Raw genomic sequence first — 23,334 nt, forward strand, 5'->3', positions numbered from 1 at the left:
CTCCCCGTACCCGTGTTCACCTGCATCAGGTGGTTGGGCAGGGCCTGCCTGGCGCCGCCGTTGCGCGCACCGCTTCGGCCAGCTTGCGCAGGTTGGCCTGGTGGGCGTTGACCAGGTTGTTGATGCTGTTGTCGGCGGCGGTCTGCACCGACGTCCGGCAGGTGATTGCGGGCTCGCCTGGCCGTTTCAGGCGCCACAAGGTATCGAGCGAGGCGTATTGGCCGGGCACGCTGTCGAATCGCTGCACCTCGACCCTCAACACAGTGCCGGGGCCAGACACCGGGCCGCCCAGCATGTCCTGCAGGGCACTGCGAAACTCGTCCACCAGGTTGGCGCCCCACCACTCCGTTTCCAGGATGGCCAGGCCGCTGCTGCCCTGGCGCACCACCAGTTGCGGACGGTCCACTTGCGGCGGCAGGCTGACCCGGCTCACCAGCACATGCTGGCTACCCCCTTGCACCGGCTGGGCCGGGACCAGGGTGTGGTAGTTGTTCGGGGTACTGCTGCAGCCGCTCAGCCAGATCAGCAGGCTGGCCCCACACAGGTTGCGCACTCGATGCATCAGCTGACACTCCTTTGGCCTGCCAGTTTCAAGGTCTCAAGTCTTGCGCCCCGGCCGCCTTCGGCCGGCCTTGAATCAGCGACTCGGGGTGGCGCCCCAGGTAGTCGGTCAGGTCGCGCAGCGAACGCGACATGCGTTCCAGCTCGTCCAGTGTTTCACCCAGCCGTTCGCGCTCCGGTGAGTTGTCGGCAATGGTCGCGTTGGCCGTCTTCAAGGTTTGCTGCATATCGTCGAGGGTGGCTTTCACCCCAGGCAGCGTCTGGCTGTTGAATGTCTTCAGGTTGGCGCGCAGGTCGCGCAGGGTGCCATCGAGGTTGCTGGCAATGCTCTCCAACGGCAACTTGCCGATGCGCTCGACGAAATGCTGCAACTGCTCCTGCAGCATCTCCAGGCTGCCGGGCATCGTCGGGATGACGATAGGGTTGGCCTCGCGGTCGAACGCGACCTTGGGCGCGTTCGGATAGAAGTCCAGGGAGACGAACATCTGCCCGGTGATCAGGTTGCCGCTGCGCGCCTGCGCCCGCAGGCCATGCTCGACGAAGGTACCAATCAACTGCCGGGCACCATTGAGGTCACCCTCGGTGTGCTTGAACACTGCCAGCATCTTCTGATGCACAGGGCCCAGGCGTTGCGGGTAGACCACTGCATCCACCACCACCGGGAATATCTGCTTCACCGGGTCGTAATCCAGCTTGATCGCCGTGACCCGGCCAAACTCGACGCCCTTGAATTCCACCGGGGCCCCCACCGACAGACCGCGCATGGACTGGTCGAAGCGCAGCTGCAGGTACTGGCCCTTGCCGAAAGGCGGTGCCAGGGCAGCGTCGCGGTCGGCGATCAGTTGGAAGCGCGCCTGGTCTGCGGCCGGCTGAGCATCGGCGCTGAAGTCCGGTGAACCGAATGCCAGCCCGCCGACCAGGATGGACGACAGCGACTCGGTATCGACCTTCAGGCCATTGGCGCCGATCTGCATGTCGACGCCGCTGGCATTCCAGAACCGGGTATCGCCAGTGACGAAGCTATCGTAGGGCGACTGCACGAATATGCCGATATCCACGCCCTTGCCATCATCCTGCAACGCATAGGACACCACCTCACCCACCGGGATCTTGCGGTAATAGATGGAGGCGCCGATATCCAGCGAACCGAGGTCATCGGCGCTTAGCATAAAACGCTTGCCCTTCTCGCCATAGGTGATCGCCGGTGGCAGTTCCAGGCCCGTAAAGTTCTTTTCAGCGCCTTTCGATTCACCGGCATCGGCGCCGATGAAGCTGCCAGAGAGCAAGGTGTCGACCCCGGATACCCCGCCCGCGCCGATCCGCGGGCGGACTACCCAGAAGCGCGCGCCCTGGGTGGCGAACGAGCGCGCGTCATTGGACAGCTGCACCTTGACGATGACGCTGTTGTGGTCCTCGGCAAGGTCCACGGTGGTCACTTCGCCAATCACCACGCTGCGGTACTTGACCTGTGTCTTGTGCGCCACCAGCCCTTCACCGGAGCGAAAGGAAATCGAGATCACCGGCCCCTGCTGCATCCAGTTGCGTACCACCAGCGATGCCCCGACCAGGATCGCCAGGATCGGCACGATCCACACCAGTGAAACATTCCAGCGCCGGGTGCGTACATCTGCCTGCCCGGCGCCATTTCGCGCGTCACTCGCTTGCGCCATCGGTGCGGCCTCCCTCATTGCCAGGGTGATCCCAGATCAAGCGTGGGTCGAAGCTCATTGCCGAAAACATGGTCAGCACCACGACCATGCCGAAAAACAGGATGCCCGGGCGCGGCTCGATGGTGCCCAGCCCGCGCAGCTGCACCAACGCGGCCACCAGTGCGACGACGATGACATCGAGCATCGACCAGTAGCCGATCAGCTCGACGCCGCGATACAGTTGCGAGCGCTGCCGGCAAGCCCAGCTCGAACGACGCTGGGCGGTGTACAGCAGCAGCCCGAGGGAAAAGAACTTGATGGCCGGTACGCCCATGCTGGCGATGAAGATGATCAGGGCGATGTCCCAGGCACCGTGTTCCCAGAATTCCACCACGCCGCCACCGATGGTGCTGTCGCTGCCACTGCCCAGCATTTCGGTATGCATCACCGGCAGCAGGTTGGCCGGCACGTAGAACACCAGCGCGGCCACCAGAAAGGCCCAGCCACGGGCGATGGCATTGGTCTTGCGCCGATGCAGGGGCGCGCCGCAGCGCGCGCAGGTGTGCACATGACCGCCCTGCTCGCAGGCATACCCGCAGCCATGGCACAGGCACAGGCCCAGTTCGTCTGCCAGCGCGGGCGAACTCATAGCGGGTCCCACAGGTCACGGATATCGCGCCCGGCAATGTAGATGATCAGCATGCTCAGCGCTGCCAATGCGATCAGGCCGATGCCCGGGATCACATCGAGCAGGCCGGCCAGCTTGATCACCGCCACCAGTGCGCCCAGCAGGCCGACTTCCAGCATGCTCCAGGGCCGCAGCCCTTCCAGGCAGCGCATGCACATGGCAAAGCCAGGCGCCCGCTGCCCGGCCAGGGCGAAGCTCAGCACCCAGCAAAGCAAGGCAATCTGCAGGACTGGCGCGAAGATGATGGCCAAGGCCATGACCAGCGCAATGAAGGTGATGCTGCCGTTGCTGAGGATCAGCACCGAATCCCAGAGCGTCGCAGAGTTGGTCAGCCCCTGCATGCCAATGGTCATGACCGGATAGGCATTGGCGAATATCAACAGAATCGCACCGGTGACACTGAGCGCCAGACGCTGCTGGATGGTCAGACTTGCATGGCGATACAGTACGCCGCCACAACGCACGCACAATGCACGTTGATGTTTGTGCACCGGCGTACGTTCATACACCGCGTCGCAGTATTCACAGATGATCAGTGTCTGGCTCTGGCTCATGGTCTTCCCCAAAGGCCCGCGTCACTCCATGCCGTCACTCAAAGCCACTACTCAATGCGCGTGATACATGAAGATTTGACCGCAGCGCCTCTCCAGTAAAGTCGATAAACGGCGGATGCGCTCGTCTTCACCGGAAGGGAAAAGCCTGTTTCGAAAGTTCGGCCCTGGCGGCTTAGCTGGTTGACCCTGAAGGGTTTTTTGCGCGGATCTGCCGACGATCGCGACAGCGCTTGAAAAACAGGAAGTTAGCCAATGGCATAAGGCATTGGCGAGAAAGCCATTGCCTTAGAGTCATGTATGCGCAGGTTGCCGCTATCCATTGCGAAGAGCGGCAAGGTCAATAAAGCGGTAGTTACCTGCACATACGCTTGATCGCGCGCTCCGCTGCGGCCTGGAACACTCGGCGCAGTGCTTCCAGTTGCTCCTGGGTAAGTGCCTTGGCGCAGGTCAGCCCCTGCAGAAAACCGATCCCCCAGCCTTTGGTTTCAGCCAGTTCCTGACGGTTTTCGGCGTCAGCGATATCACCCAGGTGCAGGGCGGCGGGATGTTCATAGCGGTCTTCGAGCGCCAGTTTACGCAGCTCCTCCAGAGCCACCTTGAACTCGGCAGCGGCAACATCGTCCAGGCCCAGGTGCTCGTACTGCAGCAGGCTCAGACGGTCGGTGGCGGTCATCTTCGAATCTCCGTTTCACAGTAAAAGGAGCAGGTGCAAGGGAATCACCAGCCGGCCGCGACGCATCCGGGCGCCTGCGAGGCTGGTGTCAACTAGCGTGTTGTACCACAACTGAGGGTGCTCTCCCTAGTGGCGTGCGCCATCCGGGCGCAGTGCAGCGACACCTTCTGTCGGCCGCCCGTGGCAATCATTAAATTTAAATTGAATTTAGATTCAGCCTGAATCAGGCTGACTTCCATTCCACCGATCCGAGCGCCCGCCCATGGCCATTACTCAACGTGAACCGCGCAAGGACGGCGAAGCGACTCGCACGCGCATCCTCCAGGCCGCCGGCGAGCTGTTCGCCGCTGTGGGTTATGCCGAGGCCAGCAACAAAGCCGTCGCTGCCAAGGCCGAGGTCGACCTGGCCTCGATCAACTACCACTTCGGTAGCCGCAGTGGCTTGTACCTGGCCGTGCTCGATGAAGCGCGGCGGCGCTTTCTGGACATCAGCGACCTGCAGCGGATCACCGCCGGCGAGCAACCGGCAGCGCAGAAGCTGCGGGCACTGGTCGAACTGGTCGTACGCAAGGCCACGCAGCGCCGCGACATCTGGCACCTGCGGGTGCTCGCGGCGGAAATCCTCGCCCCCAGCCCGCACGGCCAGGCGCACCTGCAGGCTGAGGCACCGCTGAAGCTGTCGCTGCTCAAGGGCCTGTTCAGCGAAATCACAGGCATTCCCCAGAGCGACCCGGCACTGACCCGCTGCATCCTCTGTGTCACCGCGCCTTGGGCGATGCTGTTGATCGGCCCGCGCGGGTCCACCGGGACCCTGCACGAAATCCTCGGCATGCCAACCGCAGACGTGTCTGCCCAGTTGTTCAGCTTCGCCCTGGCCGGCCTGCAGGAAGCCGGCCGCCAGCATGCCCAGGGCAAAGGCTGCTGACGCCCATGGACACTCAGTCGCCCTCACAGGCTCAAGGCAACCGCATGCAACCGACATCTGCTGACGCGCCCTCCTCCGTACAGGCCGAACCCGGCACTCAAGCCTCCATCCCGCTGCTGCTCGGCGCCCTGATGCTGGTGATGTTCCTCGCGGCACTGGACCAGACCATTGTCTCTACCGCGCTGCCCACCATCGTCAGCGACCTCGGCGGGCTACGCTGGCTGTCCTGGGTGGTCACCGCCTATTTGCTGGCCTCCACCGTCGTCGTGCCGCTGTATGGCAAGTTCGGCGACCTCTACGGGCGCAAGCGCGTCCTGCAGATTGCGATTGCCTTGTTCCTGCTCGGCTCGGCGCTGTGCGGGCTGGCCCAGGACATGACCCAGCTGATCCTGTTCCGCACGCTGCAGGGCTTGGGCGGCGGCGGCCTGATGGTGGTGGCCATGGCGGCCATCGGCGACGTCATTCCACCCGCCGAACGGGGCCGCTACCAGGGCCTGTTCGGCGGCGTGTTCGGCCTGGCCACCGTGGTGGGCCCGTTGATCGGCGGGTTTCTGGTCGAACACCTGTCATGGCACTGGATCTTCTTCATCAACCTGCCGCTGGGCCTGTTGGCGGTGCTGGTGATCGGCGGCGTGTTTCGTCCCTCTGTGGCGCCGGTCAAGCATGTGGTCGACTACATCGGCGCGTTCTTCCTCACCATTACCCTGGGCGCGCTGGTGCTGATCACCAGCCTGGGCGGCAGCTTGCTGCCCTGGGCCTCGCTGGATGTGCTGTGCCTGGCACTGTTCGCGGTCATCGGCCTGGTCGGTTTCGTGTTCGAACAACGCCGCGCGGCCGAACCGATCATGCCGCTGCACCTGTTCCGCCACCGCACCTTCGTGCTGGCCGGGTTGATCGGGCTGATCGTCGGCGTGTCGCTGTTCGGTTCGGTGACGTTCTTGCCGTTGTACATGCAGGTGGTGAAAAACGCCTCGCCCACCAGCGCCGGCCTGCAGATGCTGCCATTGATGGGGGGCTTGCTGGTGGTGTCGGCAATCACCGGGCGTTTGATCAGCCGCTGGGGGCGCTACCGGGTGTTCCCCATCGTCGGCACGCTGCTGCAGGTGGTCGCGCTGGGGCTGCTGAGCCGCCTGGAACTGGGCACGTCGATGTGGCGCATGAACCTGTACATGGGGCTGCTTGGCGCAGGCCTGGGCATGGTGATGCAGGTGCTGATCCTGGCAGTGCAGAACAGTGTCGAACGCCGGCACATGGGGGTGGCAACATCAGGGGCCACGCTGTTCCGTTCGATTGGTGGTTCGGTGGGCGTTTCGGTGTTTGGCGCGTTGTTTTCCCATGCCCTGCTCGACGGCCTGCCGAGTGATTTCGCGGCCAGCAGTGGCGGTGCCGCAAGCCTTTCGCCAACGGCGGTGCACGCCTTGTCGGCACCGCAGCAGCAGGCCTATCTCGAGGCCTTCTGCGCAGCCATGCAGGGGGTATTTCTGCTGGCGGCGATCGTTACCTGTGTGGCTTTTGCCTTGTCGTGGCTGTTGCGCGAGGTGCCACTGCGTACTGCCCATTGAGCCTTGCACAGCCGGTACCCGCCAAAAGGCCAGTACCGGCAAACGCTACAGATCAACTGGCCACTGCACACCGCCAGCTACCGTAGCCCCGGCTATCCTGTGAGATGCAATTCCCATCCGCTGGAGGTGTGCGATGCGTGCGTTCACGTGGAGTTACCTGCTGATGCTGCTGTGCGCGGCGTCTGCAGCCCAGGCCCAGTCGGTGGTGCCGCTCAAGGGCCAGAGCAGCCAACAGATGCAGCTGGACATCAACGACTGCAACACCGTGGCGAACAACGCCGCAAACAGCGCCGGCAGCAGTTCCACCGGCAGCCATGTCGGCGGCAGGGTCAAGGGCGCGGCGGCCGGTGCCGCAGCGGGTGCGGTTGGCGCCCAGGTGCGGGGCAACCAGCACGAGGAGGTGTATGACCGGGTCGGCGACGATGCCAAGGAGCAATATCGGCAGAACCGTGCAAGCCAGGGGGCAGCCGCCGGCGCTGCGGTAGGTGCCTCGCGGCAACGCCAGGAGCGCCGCGAAGACCGGCGCAACCAGGGCCAGGCGCAAAGTTCGGCGCACGCCAGTGCTTACAGCGGTTGCCTGCAGGGGCGTGGCTATCAGGTCAACCCTTGAGGCCTCAGGCACTGTCTGCACGGCAACAGCCGATCAACAGAAAGTACAGCTGCGTACAGCCCAGGCGCCCAGCCACGTAGCCTGTGGGAGCAGGTCACCCGCGTATGCGTCGGTCTCTACCACACGGCATGCGTGGGTCAACCGGCTCCCACAGGGTTAGCGCCAACGCCTGGGGCAAGTGCATGGCCAAATGGCATGCCCCCTGCAATCGAATGAACACACCTTCATTCGACTGGATTCTGCAATGCGCCTCCCTCTCAAGACCCTCGCCGCTGGCCTGGCCGCGCTCCTTCTCAACCTCACCGCCCACGCTGAAGACGCACCCAAGGAAGTACGCCTGGACTACGCCTACTACTCGCCGGTCAGCCTGGTGCTGAAGCACTTCGGCTGGCTGGAGCAAGCCTTGCCCGGCGCCAAGGTCAGCTGGGTGTTCAGCCAGGGCAGCAACCGCTCGCTGGAGTACCTCAATAGCGGCGGTGCCGACTTCGGTTCCTCCGCCAGCCTCTCCGCCGTATTGGCCCGCGCCAACGGCAGCCCGATCAAATCGGTGTATGTGTACAGCCGCGCGGAATGGACCGCGCTGGTGGTGGCCAAGGACTCACCGCTGAACAGCGTCAATGACCTCAAGGGCAAGAAGATCGCCGCCACCAAAGGCACCGACCCGTACCTGTTCACCTTGCGCGCCCTGGAACAGGCCGGCCTGCAAAAGGACGACGTCGAACTGTTGCACCTGCAGCACCCGGACGGCCGTACCGCCCTGGAAAAAGGCGATGTCGACGCCTGGGCGGGCCTCGACCCACACATGGCCGCCAGCGAGCTGCAGGCGGGCTCGCGCCTGCTGTACCGCAACAAGGACTTCAACAGCTACGGCGTGATCAGCGTCACCGAGACCTTTGCCAAACAGCACCCGCAAACCATCGCCACGGTCATCAAGGCGTATGAAAAGGCCCGCCACTGGGCAATCGCGCATCCAGGCGAATTCGCCCAGTTGTTGGCTGACGAGTCCAAACTGCCGCTGGACGTCGCCAAGCTCCAGCTGTCGCGCACCGACCTCTCCGCCCCGCAGCTGACTGCCGACGATGCCAAGGCCTCCAAGGCGGCGGCGCCCATCCTGGTCTCCGAGGAACTGGTCAAGCGCGGTGCCGACGTCAACCAGGTGATTGACCAGTTGATCGATCCGTCCTTCGGCGAGGCCAACATCGAATGACCGCCACCACCTTGCCCGTGCCTGCACGGCGCCAGTGGCCGCGCCGGGCCAAGGGCCTGGCCTTGCCGCTGGCGCTGATCGTTGTGCTGGAGGCCGTGGTACGCCTTGGCTGGATAGCGTCCTACCAAATGCCAGCCCCCAGCGAGGTTGCCCAGACCTTGCTGCAACTGGCGGACGGTGCCTTGTGGAAACATATCGGCGCCAGCCTGAGCCGCGTGCTGGCCGGGTTCGCCATTGGCGCCCTGCTCGGCCTGGTGTTTGCCGCCTGGGTCGGGCTCAGCCGCGAAGCCGAAGCCTGGCTCGAACCGACCTTCGCCAGCCTGCGGGCTATTCCCAGCCTGGCCTGGGTGCCGCTGTTGCTGCTGTGGCTAGGTATTGGTGAAACCTCCAAAGTCACGCTGATTGCCATCGGCGCATTCTTCCCGGTGTACCTCAACGGCGTAGCGGCGATCCGCAACATCGACCGCAAACTGGTCGAGGTGGCCCGCATGTACGGCTTCGGCCCGCTGCGCCTGGCCCGGCGGGTGCTGTTGCCAGCCGCCATCCCCGGTGTATTCACCGGCCTGCGCAGTGCACTGAGCCTGAGCTGGATGTTCCTCGTGGCCGCCGAGCTGATCGCCGCCACCCGCGGCCTGGGCTACCTGCTCAGCGACGGGCGGGAAACCTCCCGGCCAGACCTGGTGCTGGCGGCAATCATCGCCCTGGCCCTGCTCGGCAAGCTAAGCGACGGGCTACTGGCCGGGCTGGAGAGACGCTGGCTGGCCTGGCGCGACACCTTCGACGGCACCGACACAAAGGCCTGAACCGATGAACCAACCCCTAAGCACACTGCCCGTTGCGCCGCTGCTCGACTTACAGGTCGAAGCCAAGTCCTTCGGTGCAACCCCGGTCCTCGGGCAGATCGACCTGCAGTTGCAGCCCGGCGAAATCGTCAGCCTGCTCGGCCCCAGTGGCTGCGGCAAGAGCACATTGCTGCGGCTGGTGGCGCAGCTTGACCCGCACTTCAGCGGCTGCCTGCACCGGCGCCCTGAGCAAGTGGGTTTCGTATTCCAGGAACCCAGGCTGATGCCCTGGCTGAGCGTGGCCGACAATATCGGCTTCAGCGAGGACAACCGCTACGACCGCGCCAGGGTTGCGGCGCTGCTCGAAGAAGTCGGGCTTACGGGCTTCGCTGATGCGCTACCCAAAGCCCTGTCGGGCGGCATGGCGCAACGCGTGGCCATCGCCCGCGGCTTGTATGGCCAGCCGCAACTGTTGCTGCTCGATGAACCGTTCAGCGCGGTGGACGCGTTTACCCGGTTCAAGCTGCAGGACTTGCTGTTGCAACTGGCCCACCGGCACGGGATTGCCTTGCTCGTGGTGACCCACGATGTGGACGAGGCGCTGTACTTGAGTGATCGGGTATTGGTGATCGGCAACCGGCCCGGCACGGTCTGCCGGGCATTGCGGGTCGGGCTGGAATACCCGCGTGACCGGCGCGACGAACGCCTCTCGCGGCTGCGCGGGGAAGCGCTGGAAGCCCTGCATCAGGCTCGGGTGATTTAATTCCGGTGCATTGAGTGATGGCTTGCGGGGGTTCGCTGCAAATACCGCGGCGAACACCACAACGCAAGTTGGATCCAGTCCTGAAAAAGCGCTACCCTTGCCCGCCGCGCGAGCCATTGCGCTGGCGCCCCTCCCCCCTACGGAGTTTCATCGACATGAACGTCTCATTCCGCCGCAACTGGTTACTCGCCCTCGCCCTGCCCCTCGCCCTTGCCGCCTGTGGCGACAATGAACCCAAGCAGCGCGCTGCCTTCAGCGAATTCCTGCAAACCCGTATCATCGACAAGCCCGGCGTTCACGTGCCCAAGCCGAGCGCCGACGAGTCCAAGGCGTTTGGCCCCTACAACGACCATTACGCGGTGATCACCGATTTCAACGGTGCCATGGATAGCGCGGTGAAACCGCTGGGCAGCCTGCTGCAGAAAGGTGCGGTGCGGTCGCTGAACGATATCACCAGTCGCCGTGACGACATCAAGGCGGTACAGACCGGTCTGAACGACATGGGTGTCCAGCTGCAGGCGCAAAAAGCCAAGGCCGACAGCGCCCATGCCCAGCTCAAGCAGCCCGATGACCTCAAGCTGGTCTACGACAAAGCCTACGACCGCACCGTCAGCGTCCCGGCCGAGACCTTCCTGCAGGTGCTGCCACAGATCAACGGCACCCTCGACAGCAGCCTGAAAGTCGCCGACTACGTGGATGCCCACAAGGCGCAGATCGAGATCAACGGGCCGATCGTCAAGGTCAACGACCCCAAGGTGCAGGCTGAACTGAATGCCTTGCTGCAAGACCTCACGGCTCAGGCGAAGACCGTACAGCAGGCTCAGGCGCAACTGCAGACCGTGATGCTCGGCCGCTGACCCCAGGCGCTCAGACGCATCAACCCAGGCGTGGCAACAGCGTTGTCACGCACAAGCCATCGGCGCCGCTCTGCCCACCCCGGTCGAACGGCTGGAAGATGCTTTGCAGGCGGGCCATTGGTCTGGTTCAGCGACGTGTAGAAGCTAAGGCGCTGAACGAACAGAACTTTTCCCCAATTACTTGTCTATCTGGACATGCTCACGCTCGCGGTGGGCGCCGCCTTACGGTGCTGCCCAACCGCATGTTCAATGACAACCTGGGGTTGCCTACGCCGATGAAACGCCATATCCCGAGAATCCTCTTTGCCGGCCTGTTCGCCTTGGTAGCCATGGGCGCTGCCTCAGCGACACCGATCCACGCGTCGAATGCGGCCCTGGCCACTGAAACCATCGCCCCGTCGCCGGCCAAGCCGGCCCAGAGCCCTTGGCCGAACCTGGCCCGCATCGCCGACGGCCAGCCAGGGCCACTGCTCGCCCATGATGATGACCGCTACTGGCGCGACGGTCGCTGGCACTACCACAGCGAAGACCGCCGCCGCGAAGAATGGCGCCGGGCCCAATGGCGGCGGGAAGAGGCGCGCCGTGAGGCGGAGCGCCGCCGCGACTGGGAGCGCCGACACGAGCGGGCCCACCATTACGATGCTGACCATCGCTACTACCGCCGCTGACCCTCAGTGGCAATTTGTGCCCTACACTCCCTTCGACTCTGTTCACTGCAGCCAGCCACTGGCAGCCTATGTCGAAGGGCCATTGTGGGATCGTGATATCCGCAGTGTCGAAGGGCGCACGCTCAAGGCGATCGTGATCAAGTATCAGTAAACGCTTCACCGCTCGCACCTATCGGGTGCCGAGCACGACGCCCTGGGCTTTCAGGCTCTGCAGCAGCGCCAGGCCAGGTGCCGCGATGGCAGCGGGTTCGACGCCGGCAGCTGCGGCCAAGACCGCCAGATGTTCACGCCCGCTCACGGGCTGGTCTTGCAACGACTGCAACAGCGCATGGGCCAGCGGCGCAAGGCGCGAAAAGGCCACCTTGTGGTCTTTACCTCGATGAGCCAGCAGCAAGGTGGGCTCATCGGGCGCCTCGCCCGGCAGATGGTCCGGCCCGATATGGCTGACCGGCCAGGCATAGGCCAATGGCATAGCCAGGCTGGACAGCACCGGCACGCCAACCAGCAGATCACCCTCCGGGGCATGCTCAGGTTCGGCGGCATCACTGAGCAACAATGCCGTTTCTATCCACTCGTAATGGGCAAGCTCGGCGATCCACCCGGGCTGCTCGCCTCGCCCTCGCAGGTATTCGACCCACTCGCTGCCCACTTCGGTGAACAGCGGCGTGTGGCAGCGATGGTTGGCGTAAAAGTCTTCGCACAACCCCTGCCAGTGCTCGGCAGCGAGACTGGCGTGCAGCACCGGAAAGCTGCCGGCCAGCAGTGCCTGCAGGTTGCCGAAGAACAGCTGCCGATAGACCGCCAGGCGCCGCGCTTCGATACCAGGCGGTGGCGGATTGGCGTGCGGATCGCGGATATGGCCAGCCATGCGCAGCAGCTGTTCATGCAGTGAATCAGCCATGGCGCACCGCCAAGGCCTGCGCTGTAGATTGCAGGCTGCGAATGTGCTCCACCTCGACCAGCAGTTCGGCCAGCGGTGGCAGGTTGAAGTCGCGCTCGAGCAAGGTCGGCACCGGCCCCAAGTGCTGGTAGGCACTGGCCAGCAGGCCCCAGACATCAGGCCTGACGCTGGCACCATGGGTGTCGATCTTCAGGTCCGGCGCTTGGTCGTAGTGCCCGGCCACATGCAGGCAGACCACCCGTTCGGCCGGCACCTGGGCCAGGAACCCGGCAGCGTCGTAGCGATGGTTGCAGGCATTGACCACGATATTGTTGATGTCCAGCAGCAGGTCGCAGTCGGCTTCACTCAACACCGCCTGCAGAAACTCGATTTCGCTCATCGCCTGATACGGTGCGGCGTAGTAAGAGATATTCTCCACGGCAATCCGCCGACCCAGGGCATCCTGGACCTCAGCAATGCGCTGGGCAGTGTGGCGCACGGCTGCTTCGGTGAACGGCATGGGGATGAGGTCGTACAGATGGCCGTCATCGGCGCAGTAGCTCAGGTGTTCGCTGAACAGCGGCACCTGGTGACGGTCGAGAAAGGCGCGAATCTGGCGCAGGAAGCCATGGTCCAGCGGTGCCGGGCCGCCCAGCGACAATGACAGGCCATGACAAGCCAGCGGATAGCGCTCGGCCAGCTGCGCCAGGCCTTCGCCGAAGGCGCCGCCGACGCCGATCCAGTTGTCTGGCGCGCATTCGAGAAAGTCCACGGCTGTGCTGTCCATGCTCAGCAGCTCTGGCAGCAGCGCACGGCGCAAGCCCAGGCCGGCGCCCTGCAGGTTGGTTTGAGTGCTCATCGCAGGCTCCTTGAGGTGCAGCGCCCTCCCCGGCTGGCAGCCTGGGGAGGATGCCGCTGCGGGTCAGTGCTTTGCCTGGCTCAGCTTGCTGTACAGGTCGGTCGGGAAGGGTTTGCCGTTGGCGTCGAACTGATGCTTGCGGAACTGGTAGACCTCGGCTTCGGAAAGGTAGCCGTCGTGGTTGGCATCGATGGCATCGAACTCGGCACCGGCCTTCGGCGCGACCGCCAGCAGTTCGGCGCGGGACACGCGGCCGTCATGGTCGGCGTCCGTGCGGGCAAACGAAGCGTCGCCGCACTTGCCTTCACCGCATTTGCCTTCAGCCTGGGTAGCCTTGGCCCCGCTGGCGCCACACTTGCCCTCGCCGCACTTGCCTTCGGCCTGGGTGGCTTTGGCCTTGGCGCCACTGGCACCGCACTTGCCTTCGCCGCACTTGCCCTCGCCGGCCTTTTCCGCAGCCGCCAGCTGGTAGCCTTGCGGCAGTGCCTCGACGGCAAATGCCGAAGACGCCAGGTTGATACCGCCCACCAGGGCGATGCTCAGCAGGCCGAGGCGAGTCTTGTTGGGGAATTGAATACGGGACATGGTGTTTCTCCTGATAGTCGTACGGTCATGCCTCAAGGGCGAAGCGCCAGGGAACGCGAGCCGTAGGGCTTGTTCGTTCGGGCTGGTTCATTTGGCCCCAGGGATGTATCCCGGGCGTATCAGCAGAGCGAAGGTTTTGTAAGCAAGTAGGCGTGGCAGGCGCCTTGATACAGAACGATACAAGCGCCTGCCTGGGTGCAGAGGTCAGCGGCGGTCCAGCAGCCTGGCCAGGGCAAAGGTGGCCGCCACGGCCAGCACCACGGCGGCGGCAATGGCCGGCACGCTGCCCCACTGCTCGATGAAGCTGTTGACTGTCAGGTAGAACCCCAGCACGCCCACGCCGCCAATGGCGTTGCCGCGCACGATCGCCCCCAATTCAGGGTGCCCGCCCTGAACATGGGCGAACACCGCCAGCGGCCAGGCGATCACCGGGATCGGCGCCAGCAGGCCGCTGGCCACCGGCCCGAGCCATTCGGCGCTGGCGGTGATCGCCACCAGCAGCGCGGTGGCCGTGAGCATGCGCATCGGGATCACCCAGCGCAGCAGTTGCACCACCTTGGCATCAGCGGCCGGCGCCGGTTGCGAGGTGACGATGATGATCAGGGTGAGCAGTGCCAGGGTCACCAGCACCGACAGCGCGAGCCAACCCAGGTGGCTCATCAAGGCTGCCATGGCCGCGTAAACCGCCAGCGCGGCGATGCAACCGGGCAATGCACCGATCCGTCGCGTCACCTGGTAGTAGAACAGGTAGGTCGCCTGCACCGCCGCCAGGCCGGCCAACGCGCCAGGCACTGCCTGCAAGGCAAAACCAGGGCCCTGTTCGAGGCTCAGGAACAGCACGACCAAGGCTGAGGTAACCGGCAGCCCGGACAGCAGCCCGCCGATTTGCGTGCCCCAGCGCTTGGCCGCCAGCGAGATGGCCAACATGAGCGTGGGGGTGATCAGAAACTTGAGGTAGAAGGCAGTCATGGCAAGCCAGAGCATTTCGATAAGAGGGGGGGCCAGGTAAATCGGCGCCCCCATGCTAAACGATGCGCGCTGGCTTTTCGCGGTTTTCTCAGCAGCCCGACTGCGCGAGCTCGGCCATTACCTCGGCCCGCGTGGTCACGTTGCCGAAGTGGTGCTTCCACAGGTCGGTCCCCAGTTTGCCAGAGCGGTCCAGTGATGAGCCGACGGTCAGGTCGGTCACCAGTGTCGGGCAGAGCCCGGCATCGAACAGCGCAAAACCTGCTGCCAGGACGCAGGTTTCGGTCTGCATGCCGCATACCAGCACGCGCTCCACGCCCAGTTGGCGGATCTGGGCGATGGTCTCGGCGGTCTGGCCATAGCCATGCTTGATGAACACCTGGTCCACCTCGACCAGGCACTCGTCCTCGGCTGCCGGGTGCCAGCCGAGCTGGCGCTGGAACGGCGTCACCTGCTCATCGTGCAATTCGATCGAGGCGAACGACGGAATCCTCGCTGACAACAGACGAATCCCGTCCACCAGCCACTCGGGGGGGCTGAAGGTGGACTGGACATCAACGATGAGCAGAACCTGCTGCATGAACGACTCCTGAATGCTCGAAACGGCCGCGGAGTATATCTGTTTGCATGGCAGCAGGTGGGCGCTTCAGACCCTGAACCGTCCCACCAGGGCGGTCATCTCCCCGACCAGCCCTGACAACGCCTGGCTGGCCTCGCTGGTCTGCTGCGCACCCGCCGCAGACTGGCTCGACAGCTCGCGGATGTTCAGCAGGTTGCGGTCCACCTCACGCGCCACCTGCGCCTGCTCTTCGGCTGCACTGGCGATCACCAGGTTGCGCTCGTTGATCTCGCCAATGGCACTGTAGATCCCCTCCAGCACCTGGCCTGAAGCCAGGGTTACGTCGAGTGTCGACTGCGCCCGGCTGGTGCTGGCCTGCATCGAGGCGACCGCCGCCTCGGTCCCCTGCTGCACGCGGCCGATCATCTGCTCGATTTCCTGGGTCGAGGCCTGGGTGCGGTAGGCCAGCGTGCGCACCTCATCGGCCACCACCGCAAAACCGCGCCCGGCATCCCCGGCGCGAGCCGCCTCGATGGCTGCGTTGAGTGCCAGCAGGTTGGTCTGCTCGGACACCGAACGGATCACCTCAAGCACCTTGCCGATATCGCGCACCTGCCCCACCAGCTGCTCGAGATGGCCGCTGCTGGTCTGGATCTCGCGGGTCATGGCCTGGGTGCCATCGATGTTGTCGCTGACCTGCTGACGGCTTTGCTCCGCCAGCTGATTGGATTCATGGGTCGCCTGGGAGGTCGTCACGGCATTGCGTGCGACCTCTTCCACCGCCGTGGTCATTTCGGTGACGGCGGTGGCCGCCTGTTCCAGCTCCTGGCCCTGCTGGCGCAGGTTGTTGGCGCTTTCCTCGGTGACGGCATTCAACGCTTGCGCCGCGTCGGCCAGCTGCCGGGTGCAACTGCTGATCTTGCCCAAGGTATCGCGCTGGCTCTGCTGCATACGCTCCAGTTCATGGAACAGCTGGCCGATCTCGTTGCGTTGCTGAGCCTGCACCGGCACGCTCAGGTCGCCACTGGCAATGCGCTGGAAGTGCCGGCCCGCTTCACGCAATGGGTGCAGCACACGCTGGGCGATGAAGGCCCAGCACAGGCCGGCAAGCAACAATGTCACCGCCAACAACCCCAGGCTCAGCTGTTGCGCACGCTCCAGGCGACGGTCGGATTCCTGCATGATCTGCTGCCCGCGCTCGGTCAAGGCTGCAACCAGTTGCTGGCGCAGCGCCTGCAACCGGCCCATGGCATTGCCAGCATCGGTATTGACCCTGAAATACTGCTCCAGCGAGCGTTGCCGCGTGGCTTCGCGCTGCCCGTCTACCGCCCTGGCGTACTCGGCAAAGGTGGCTTGCAGCTCGCTGGCCACTGCGTGCAGCGCCGGCTCGCGGGTGTTTTCGACGAACTCGTCGACCAGCTTCTGGCTCTTGTCGTTCAGCTCGACCGACATCGCCATGCGCTTGTTCGCACTCTCGTCGTGGCCACCCAGCTGCTCGATGAAGCCCGAAGACACGTTGGCACTGGAGCGGATCGCCATCAGCAGGGCATTGTTCAGCCGGTCCGACTGGTGCGCGGTCCGATCCAGCTCGGTGATCTGCTCGTCGCTGCCCAGCGCCGCCCGCCAGGCACTGACGGTGGAAAACAACAAGGTCAGGCTGAACAACAACAGCACCCAGAACATTCCGGTACGGATCTTCAGGTCGGCAAACATGCGTGCGGTACTCCTTTTGTGCTGGTTGACGCCACTTCGGGTCGAGGTTTCGACGGTGGGTCAGCAGCTATCGGAGTCGCCGCCGCAGGCTTGAGCGCGCCCATACGGTTTGTGTTCGGTGACCGAACAGATGTTGCGTGCCGTGCGCTTAGGGCTAGGGCTTCAGTGCCGGCACCGCGTTGCTCGGCCCGAGCCGTTCGTCATAACGCAACAGGCGCCCGGCGTTGGTCAGCACCAACAGCGTACTGAGGTTGTGCAGCAGCGCGGCGATCATCGCACCGGCTGCACCCAGCAGGCCGAACGCGGCGGCTACCACAATCGCCAAGGTCCAACCCAGGCCGATCAGTACATTCACCTGCAGCGTGCGGCGGCACTGGCGGCTGAGGCGAATGCAGGTGGCCAGGCGCCGCAGGTCGCCGTTGATCAGCACGATATCCGCCGCAGCCAGGGCAATGTCGGCACCGTTAGCCCCCATGGCCACCCCGACCACACCGGCCTTCAGCGCCAGCGAATCATTGATGCCGTCCCCCACCACCAACGGGCGGAAGCCCAGCTGCAGCTCCTGGTTGACGTGGTGCATCTTGTCTTCCGGCAGCGCTTCGGCCACCACGCGCGTCATGCCGACCTGCTCGGCAATGGCTTCGGCGACACGGCTACGGTCGCCGGTCAGCAGCAACTGGCGCTGCAGGCCGAGCTCGCGCAGCTGCTGCATGGCCTCGGCAGACTCTGCCCGCAGGTTGTCGGCCAGCAGCAGCCAGGCGAGGAACTGCCCGTTTCGCGCCAGGCCGGCAATCGGGCCGTCATGCTCGGGCACGGGCGGCACCTGCAGACCGAGCTGGCGGAACAGCTCCGGGCGGCCCAGAGCCGCTTCACCCTCGACCGTGTGCGCCACCACACCAAAGCCCTGGCGTTCCTGGATGTCCAGCAGCGCCAGGTGCTGCTCATGGGGTACCAGCGCCGCCAGGGCGCGGCTGACCGGGTGGCTGCTGGCGGCGCCAAGGCTGGCCGCGAGCTTGACGATTTCGCCCTGCGGCACGGTCGCCGCAGTACCGACCACACTGCGCAGACGCAGGTCGCCGTAGGTCAGCGTGCCGGTCTTGTCGATCACCAGTGACGACAGGTCGGCCAGTTCCTCGAGGAAGGCCGAACCGCGGATCAGGATGCCATGCCGGGCAGCGACGGCTATCCCCGCCACCGCTGTCGCCGGCGCCGACAGCACCAGCGCGCACGGGCAGGCAGCCACCAGCACGGCCAGCATGGCCTGGGCATCGCGGGTGATGAACCAGGTCACGGCGGCAATCAGCAAGACCAGCACCAGGTAGCGCCCGGCGTGGCGTTCGAGCAGCCGGGTGATGGGCGGCTTGGCCTGCTCGGCGCGCTGCATCAGGGCGATGACCTTGCCCAAGGTGGAATCATCGCCCACCCGGGTGACTTCTACCCGCAGCAACCCATCCAGGTTGATCGAACCACCGTGGATATCCATGCCACTGGCGACTTCCAGCGGCACCGCCTCACCAGTGATCGGCGCGGTATCCAGGCTGGCCTGGCCTTGCAGGACGCGGCCGTCGGCCGGCACACGGTCACCGGCGCGCACCTCGACCTGGTCGCCTGGCTTGAGGCTGGCATTATCGACCTCGCGCACCTGGCCATCGGCATCGATCAGCCGCGCATGGCTGCGGGTCAGTTGCCCCAACGCGGCAATGGCCTCTTGCGAACCCAGCACACTGCGCTCTTCGAGCATGTGACCGAAGATCATGATGATCGGCAGCAGCGCCGCCGTGGCCAGGTCGCCGGTCGCCCAGGCGCCCAGCATGGCCAGGGCGATCAGTTGATCGGTGAGGCCATGCAGGCTGGGGTGCAGCAGGCTGTACCAGGCCGAGCGCAATACCGGGACGGCAACCAGCAACGAGGCGCCGCCGAGCAGCAACTGGCTGATCCCCTCCTGGGTCGGCGCCAGCCAGCGCCAGGCCAGCCCCAGTGCCAGCAACCCCAGGGCCAGCATCGCCAGGCTCAACTGGCGTGCGGCTGAGCGCTGCTCGGCCTGCGACAGCAAACCGGAGGTGAGGTGAGTATGGGCGTGGTGATGGTGCCCGTGACCATGACAATGATGAGTACTCATCGCGAGCCGCTCCAGAAATGGGAATAAAGCGTCGAACTCATTGCGCTGGCCCCTGCAGGATCATGTGCCCGGTGTCATCCTTGTTGACGGTGGTGACCGAGCCGGCGCGCGCCAGTATCGCCGGTACCCGCTCGCGGTAGAGCCGCAGCAGCAATTGCGGATCCTGCTGCTGGGCCAGGCCAACGATCGTCGCGGTGGCGGCCTGGGCGCGGGACAGCCGCTCGCTGGCTTCGGCCTGGGCCACTTGCACGGTGCGGTCGGCGGCCTGGGTGGCCTGCTGCAGTTGCCGCGCAGCATCATTACGGGCCTTGGCCACTGCCTGCTCGGCCTGCTGGCTGGCGGTGAGCACCGCATTGAAGGCGCTGACGGCCGACCATGGCAGCGACGACTGGATGTCGACCCGCACCACCTCGACTCCCAGGCTGGCACCGGCCGAACGCAGCCGGGCAAGGCTAGCGTTTATGCCCTGTTGCAGGTCGCCACGCAGACGCTCACGCTGGCTGGCCAGCCCGGCATCCGCGCCAACCAGCTCAGGGCGCGCGACCAGGATCGCGTCCATGTCGCGCGAAGCGCAGATTTGCACCGCATTGCGCTCCACCAGGCGGTCCAGCGCGGGCTCCACATGCTGCCCCTGGCGCGCATAGGCGTAGGGATCGCTGACGGTATAGAACACCCGGACGTCCAGCTGCACCGCCCCGGCATCGCCAGTCAGCAGGTAACCGGAGCCCGCCGTGGCATCGCTGGCCAACGTGCCGTCCTTGTCGGACTTCTGTGCAAGTTCCGAGCGCAGCAGCAGCTCCACCCGGCGTTCGCTGACCCGCGCTGCCGAGGGCAACATCACCACCTGCTCGAAGGGCTCGGGCCAGGCCAGCAGCAAGCCTGCATTCTGGATGCGCTCCTCGGCTCCCAGGCGCAACACCACCGCACGGTTTTCCGGCCCTATCTGACGCACATTGCCGAACAGCCATCCCACCGCCGCCAACAACGCCACCCCATACAGCGCCACGAAACCGATGCGCCCGGATTGCAGCCAGGGGCCGGCGGGCAGCCCGCCCGACAATGGCTCACGGCCGGCCATGGTCAACCCCCGCAGGCTGCACAGGCCCCTCAACCAGCGCGCGGAACGGTGCCGCGTCGGTGCGCAGCACCAGCTTCGTGCCGGGGTTGATGACCGACCCGAGGGTGTCGAGCGAACGCAGCAAGGTGTACAGCTGCGGCGCACCGGCATAGGCCTTGGCGTAGATGTCCGCGGCCTGCACCTGCGATTGTGCCTGGATCTGCGCGGCCTTCACGCTGGCATCGGCCTGCAGGATGCGCGCATCACGCTCGGCGGCCGACTGGATCTCGGCCGCTTTTCGTTTGCCTTCGGCCGTGCGTTCGGTGGCGATGGTCTCGCGCTCGGCGCGCATGCGGTCGACGGTGGCTTCGAGGGTGACCTTGGGCAAGGTCAGGCGCTCGATGCCCACCTGCACCACGCGTACGCCATAGCTGGTGATCAGTTGCTGCTCGATCTGCTCGCGCAGGCGCTGCTCGAAAGCATCGATGCGCACCCGGCTGGCATCGACGTTGACCAGGTCGGCCAGTTCGAAACCGCTGGCCGTGGTTTCCAGGGCCGAACCGACCAGGGTGCGGATCTGCCGCGCCGCCTCGTCGGGCTGGTTCTGCACCGCGCGCATGAACAGCTGGATGCTCTGCGGATCCGCTGCCACCTGCCAGGCGACATAGGCCTGCACGATGATGCGCAGGCCATCCCGCGTGCCGACATCCTGCAGCCCGCTGGAGGTAGTGCGCAGGCGCAGGTCGACCGGTACCGCAGCCTCGAACGGCACGGGCCAACGCCAGTTGAGCCCGGGCTCGATGAGCACCCGCGACGGGTTGCCGAAGCGCGTGATGACCGTTGCTTCGCCGACACGAACCTGCACCAGACAGGCCGTTGCGGCCATGATCAAGACCAGCAGCAACGCTACCCCGATCCGTACCCAGGCGGGCCGGGCACGGTCGGGGGTCTCAACATGATCTCGATGGTGATGGTGATCGTGGTCGTGGTCGTGGTCGTGGTCATGACCATGTGCGGTATGGGAACTCACGGGTTACGCTCCTGGGTACGGCCGGATGCGGGTTTCGGTTGCGAAGGGTCGATGGGTACGGCAAAGCTGCGCAGGTCCAGGGTCGGTGCCTGGTTTGCCGCCAGCCGGTGATCGATGATCAGGCTGCTCGAGTGCGCCATGCCTTGGGACAGCCGCTCCAGGTACTGTTCCAGGATGAACGCCTGGCCTGCATGCCGCCAGGCGGTATGCTCGGCGTCGAAGCGCAGCGCGGCAGTGTCGGCGCTGGTCTGGGTTTCATGGGCGTCGGCCACGGCCTTGTCGGTCAACGACGTGGCGCTCTGGCGGGCTTCGTCAAGCTTCTGTGCAGCCCGACCACGGTCACGGGCGACCAACGCCTGGGCGGTGATCTGCGCGGCCTGCACGGCATGATAGGCGTTGGCCGCACCGGCTGGCGGGTGGATCGCCTCCACCGAGGTCGCCAGCAGCTCCACCCCGGTGTCCATACGGTCGAGGTCGGCCTGCACCGCACGACCGATGTCACGGCCAAGTTCGGCACGTTCGGCCCCTAGCAGGCCATCCAGCGAGCGACTGGCAAAATCATGGACCAGCACCCGATTGGCGACGCTGCGCAGCAGTTGCTCGACATTCGCCGTGTGATAGGCCGCCGCCAGCGCGGCTGCGTCGCTCAGGCCGATGCGGTAGATGAAGCGCACATCCATGTTGACGATCTGGAAGCCCTGACGCCCGCCATCGGCACCGGCGATGACTTGCGAATTCTCGCTCAGGTGGGTGGCGTCCCACAGCCGGTTGGCGGTTGTCGGCGGCGCACCATCGGCAGCGGCCAAGGGTTCGCTGACGCCCTCGGCCGTCGTGGTCGCCAGTTCATGGACGATGCTGTTGTCCACCTGCAACACCTTGCCAAACGGCCATGGCAAGCCGACATGCAGGCCAGGGGGATACACCGCCACAGGGTTGCCAAAGCGTTCGTAGACGCCGCGATTGTTGGTCGGCACCTCGATAATGCCGGTCAGCAACCAGCCGACCAAGGCCACCAGCGCGGCCACCGGCAGGAACGCCCGGCGCATGAAAGCGAAAGCCCATACCTGGCGCAGGTCGATGCCCAGGCGCTCATGCAGTTCATCCTGCAACACGGCCAATGGCCGCGGCGGCCATTGCAGCAAGTCGCCCGCAAGACTGCGCGCCACCAGCGCCGGCTCTTCACCCGGGCGCGAAGGGCGGAACATGGCCAGCACTGCCCGGGTCAGCAGTTCGAGCGCTGCCAGGCCGGGCAACAGGCCGATCAGCACGGCCACACGGGCCGGCCACAGGCGCTCGCCGTCAACACAGACCAGGCAGGCAATGCTCAGTACCTGCACAGCGATGACCAGCCGCAAGCTAGCGGCAAGCGCTGCGGCTTCGGGCCAGGTCGCCTCGCTTTCAGCCATCAGGTGGCGTTCGAGCACGACCAGGCAGAACGCAAAAACGGCCAACAGGCCGATGGCAACCCAGGTCACCTGCCCTGCCGCCGTCGGTGTCGGCAGGTCGAAGCGCCAGCTCCCCGTCACCAGCAGCAGTGCCAGGCACGCCAGGCCAATCAGCCAGGGGGCTTCTGCACCGAGCCTGCGCCATTGCCGTCGGCAGGCATCGGCCATTTGCCGGCACCAGCGATCGAAGCGGCTGAGCGACTCGGGCTCGACGCTTTCGCTGGCTGTGCGCCAGAACAGCAGCGGGGCCGGCACCTGGCCCATGGCGGTCGCGCGCCAGCTGGCCACCTGCCACGCCGACTGCGCGGCGCCCGCCAACAGCAGCAACACCGCGCTGTTGACCGCCAGCAGGACGCGCCAGTGCGAGTCAGGGCTGAAAATGCCGATCAGCCCCTGCACAAGCGCCAGCAGCAGCGCAACCGCCAGCGCCAGGTACATCAATTGCCTCAACGTGCGCGCATGGACCGTCGCACGCTGAAATCGCGGGTAAGCATCGAGGTCGGCGGCCTCAGTGTCTAGATCGACTCTCATTAAGACTCCAGGAATACCAGGCTTTGCCAGTCATGAGCCGAGGGCGCTGACGGCCACCGCTGACGAGCGGCGTAACGTTATAACGACAAAC

Annotated in this window: 24 protein-coding genes; 9 read left to right on the forward strand and 15 right to left on the reverse strand. The window is 65.2% G+C overall.

The annotated features are described in order from the left end of the window. Positions 1-25: 25 nt before the first annotated feature. From L6D64_RS09235 to L6D64_RS09255, 5 genes are all read right to left on the reverse strand, one after another. On the reverse strand, positions 26-562 hold the full coding sequence (locus tag L6D64_RS09235) for a PqiC family protein (protein ID WP_176506644.1): 537 nt from the start codon (positions 560-562) through the stop codon (positions 26-28). 28 nt (positions 563-590) lie between these two features. Further along, positions 591-2,231 carry a PqiB family protein gene (locus L6D64_RS09240; protein WP_176506645.1) on the reverse strand — a complete coding sequence of 547 codons (1,641 nt, stop codon included), beginning with the start codon at positions 2,229-2,231 and terminating at the stop codon, positions 591-593. Next, positions 2,215-2,859 carry a paraquat-inducible protein A gene (locus L6D64_RS09245; RefSeq protein ID WP_176506646.1) on the reverse strand — a complete coding sequence of 215 codons (645 nt, stop codon included), beginning with the start codon at positions 2,857-2,859 and terminating at the stop codon, positions 2,215-2,217. The genes L6D64_RS09240 and L6D64_RS09245 overlap by 17 nt, the downstream gene beginning before the upstream one ends. After that, entirely contained in the window at positions 2,856-3,452 is a 597-nt protein-coding gene (locus tag L6D64_RS09250; protein WP_176506647.1) for a paraquat-inducible protein A, read from the reverse strand. The genes L6D64_RS09245 and L6D64_RS09250 overlap by 4 nt, the downstream gene beginning before the upstream one ends. Positions 3,453-3,804: 352 nt before the next feature. Then, a complete protein-coding gene (locus tag L6D64_RS09255; protein ID WP_054887645.1) occupies positions 3,805-4,125 on the reverse strand; it encodes a hypothetical protein in 321 nt (106 codons plus the stop codon). A 262-nt stretch (positions 4,126-4,387) separates the two neighbouring features. On the opposite strand from L6D64_RS09255, the gene L6D64_RS09260 reads away from it, so the two are divergent. From L6D64_RS09260 to L6D64_RS28305, 9 genes are all read left to right on the forward strand, one after another. Then, a complete protein-coding gene (locus L6D64_RS09260) occupies positions 4,388-5,050 on the forward strand; it encodes a TetR/AcrR family transcriptional regulator (protein WP_176506648.1) in 663 nt (220 codons plus the stop codon). A gap of 44 nt (positions 5,051-5,094) precedes the next feature. Next, a complete protein-coding gene (locus L6D64_RS09265; protein ID WP_176506649.1) occupies positions 5,095-6,612 on the forward strand; it encodes an MDR family MFS transporter in 1,518 nt (505 codons plus the stop codon). Positions 6,613-6,745: 133 nt separating this feature from the next. Next, positions 6,746-7,222, forward strand: coding sequence for a YMGG-like glycine zipper-containing protein (locus tag L6D64_RS09270; RefSeq protein ID WP_176506650.1), 477 nt, complete (start codon positions 6,746-6,748; stop codon positions 7,220-7,222). A 244-nt stretch (positions 7,223-7,466) separates the two neighbouring features. Then, positions 7,467-8,429, forward strand: a complete 963-nt coding sequence (locus L6D64_RS09275; protein WP_176506651.1) for an aliphatic sulfonate ABC transporter substrate-binding protein — start codon at positions 7,467-7,469, stop codon at positions 8,427-8,429. Continuing rightward, positions 8,426-9,232 (forward strand): ABC transporter permease, encoded by an 807-nt coding sequence (locus L6D64_RS09280; protein ID WP_176506652.1) that lies wholly within the window; start codon positions 8,426-8,428, stop codon positions 9,230-9,232. The genes L6D64_RS09275 and L6D64_RS09280 overlap by 4 nt, the downstream gene beginning before the upstream one ends. 4 nt (positions 9,233-9,236) lie before the next feature. After that, positions 9,237-9,974, forward strand: coding sequence for an ABC transporter ATP-binding protein (locus tag L6D64_RS09285; protein WP_176506653.1), 738 nt, complete (start codon positions 9,237-9,239; stop codon positions 9,972-9,974). 155 nt (positions 9,975-10,129) lie between these two features. Beyond that, complete coding sequence (locus tag L6D64_RS09290) at positions 10,130-10,831, forward strand: DUF3053 domain-containing protein (protein ID WP_176506654.1); 702 nt, start codon at positions 10,130-10,132, stop codon at positions 10,829-10,831. Between the two features lie 242 nt (positions 10,832-11,073). Then, positions 11,074-11,499 (forward strand): hypothetical protein, encoded by a 426-nt coding sequence (locus L6D64_RS09295; RefSeq protein WP_236192399.1) that lies wholly within the window; start codon positions 11,074-11,076, stop codon positions 11,497-11,499. A 16-nt stretch (positions 11,500-11,515) separates the two neighbouring features. Continuing rightward, on the forward strand, positions 11,516-11,650 hold the full coding sequence (locus tag L6D64_RS28305; RefSeq protein ID WP_276575175.1) for a hypothetical protein: 135 nt from the start codon (positions 11,516-11,518) through the stop codon (positions 11,648-11,650). Between the two features lie 18 nt (positions 11,651-11,668). Here L6D64_RS28305 and L6D64_RS09300 read toward each other — a convergent pair whose 3' ends face one another. The 10 genes from L6D64_RS09300 to L6D64_RS09345 all read right to left on the reverse strand — a co-directional run bounded on the left by L6D64_RS09300 (position 11,669) and on the right by L6D64_RS09345 (position 23,243). Next, positions 11,669-12,400 carry an HvfC family RiPP maturation protein gene (locus L6D64_RS09300; protein ID WP_176506655.1) on the reverse strand — a complete coding sequence of 244 codons (732 nt, stop codon included), beginning with the start codon at positions 12,398-12,400 and terminating at the stop codon, positions 11,669-11,671. Beyond that, positions 12,393-13,238, reverse strand: coding sequence for an HvfB family MNIO-type RiPP peptide maturase (locus tag L6D64_RS09305; RefSeq protein WP_176506656.1), 846 nt, complete (start codon positions 13,236-13,238; stop codon positions 12,393-12,395). The genes L6D64_RS09300 and L6D64_RS09305 overlap by 8 nt, the downstream gene beginning before the upstream one ends. Positions 13,239-13,301: 63 nt before the next feature. Then, positions 13,302-13,823, reverse strand: coding sequence for an HvfA family oxazolone/thioamide-modified RiPP metallophore (locus tag L6D64_RS09310; RefSeq protein ID WP_176506657.1), 522 nt, complete (start codon positions 13,821-13,823; stop codon positions 13,302-13,304). 204 nt (positions 13,824-14,027) lie between these two features. Further along, positions 14,028-14,792: a hypothetical protein gene (locus L6D64_RS09315; RefSeq protein WP_176506658.1), complete on the reverse strand. Its 765-nt coding sequence runs from the start codon at positions 14,790-14,792 to the stop codon at positions 14,028-14,030. A gap of 88 nt (positions 14,793-14,880) precedes the next feature. Further along, entirely contained in the window at positions 14,881-15,369 is a 489-nt protein-coding gene (locus L6D64_RS09320; RefSeq protein WP_176506659.1) for an isochorismatase family protein, read from the reverse strand. Positions 15,370-15,435: 66 nt separating this feature from the next. Then, complete coding sequence (locus L6D64_RS09325) at positions 15,436-17,061, reverse strand: methyl-accepting chemotaxis protein (protein WP_176506660.1); 1,626 nt, start codon at positions 17,059-17,061, stop codon at positions 15,436-15,438. A 154-nt stretch (positions 17,062-17,215) separates the two neighbouring features. Then, positions 17,216-19,180 carry a heavy metal translocating P-type ATPase gene (locus tag L6D64_RS09330; protein WP_176506661.1) on the reverse strand — a complete coding sequence of 655 codons (1,965 nt, stop codon included), beginning with the start codon at positions 19,178-19,180 and terminating at the stop codon, positions 17,216-17,218. Positions 19,181-19,217: 37 nt separating this feature from the next. After that, positions 19,218-20,258, reverse strand: coding sequence for a protease modulator HflK (gene hflK, locus L6D64_RS09335; protein ID WP_176506662.1), 1,041 nt, complete (start codon positions 20,256-20,258; stop codon positions 19,218-19,220). Continuing rightward, complete coding sequence (gene hflC / locus L6D64_RS09340) at positions 20,245-21,267, reverse strand: protease modulator HflC (RefSeq protein ID WP_176506663.1); 1,023 nt, start codon at positions 21,265-21,267, stop codon at positions 20,245-20,247. The genes hflK and hflC overlap by 14 nt, the downstream gene beginning before the upstream one ends. Beyond that, the gene (locus tag L6D64_RS09345) at positions 21,264-23,243 is read right to left on the reverse strand and encodes a protease modulator HflK (RefSeq protein ID WP_176506664.1); all 1,980 of its coding nucleotides are present in this window, start codon (positions 23,241-23,243) and stop codon (positions 21,264-21,266) included. The genes hflC and L6D64_RS09345 overlap by 4 nt, the downstream gene beginning before the upstream one ends. Between the last annotated feature and the right edge of the window lie 91 nt (positions 23,244-23,334).

Source organism: Pseudomonas urethralis (genome assembly GCF_021602465.1).
GTDB classification, from domain to species: Bacteria; Pseudomonadota; Gammaproteobacteria; order Pseudomonadales; family Pseudomonadaceae; genus Aquipseudomonas; species Aquipseudomonas vlassakiae.